General features: G+C 66.0%; 1 protein-coding gene. It reads left to right on the top strand.

Annotated features, from left to right (window positions below; genetic code table 11):
• Positions 1 to 564 (top strand): transposase (locus tag GY937_18945; protein MCP5058784.1); only part of this gene is annotated, 564 nt, incomplete at both ends.

Below are 564 nucleotides of genomic sequence, written 5' to 3'. Positions count from 1 at the left end.
GGAGACCGTATTACACGAGGTCGTCCGCGAGCAGCTCGAGAGCTTCCTGGCAAGCGCCCGCGAAGGCGATCACCCCGCGCCCCGCTTCATCGAGCAGGAGCTGCGCGCGTACCTCCGGTGCGGGATCCTCGCTCACGGCTTCCTGAGGCTCCACTGCGACGCCTGCGGCCACGATCGCCTCGTGTCCTTCTCGTGTAAACGCCGCGGTTTCTGCCCGTCATGCGGCGGCCGCCGCATGGCGGACACCGCCGCACATCTCGTCGATTGCGTTCTTCCAGAAGTACCCATCCGCCAGTGGGTGCTCACGTTGCCCTACGCGCTCCGCTACCGCTGCGCCTACGACGCTGCACTCACCAGCGAAGTCCTGCGTGCCTATCTCCGTGCGCTCTTCGCTGCGCTTCGCCGGCGCGCAAAGAGGCAGTGGGGCATACCGCGAAGCCAGTGCGGCTCTGTCACTTTCGTCCAACGTTTCGGCTCGGCCCTGCACCTCAACCTCCACTTCCACACCCTTGCGCTCGATGGCGTCTACACCCGCGACGAGAGCAACACGACCCGTTTCCTTCC

Source organism: bacterium (assembly GCA_024228115.1).
Taxonomy (GTDB): domain Bacteria; phylum Myxococcota_A; class UBA9160; order UBA9160; family UBA6930.
Note: the sequence above shows the minus strand (reverse complement) of the source record. Positions and strands in the feature narration are given on the sequence as shown.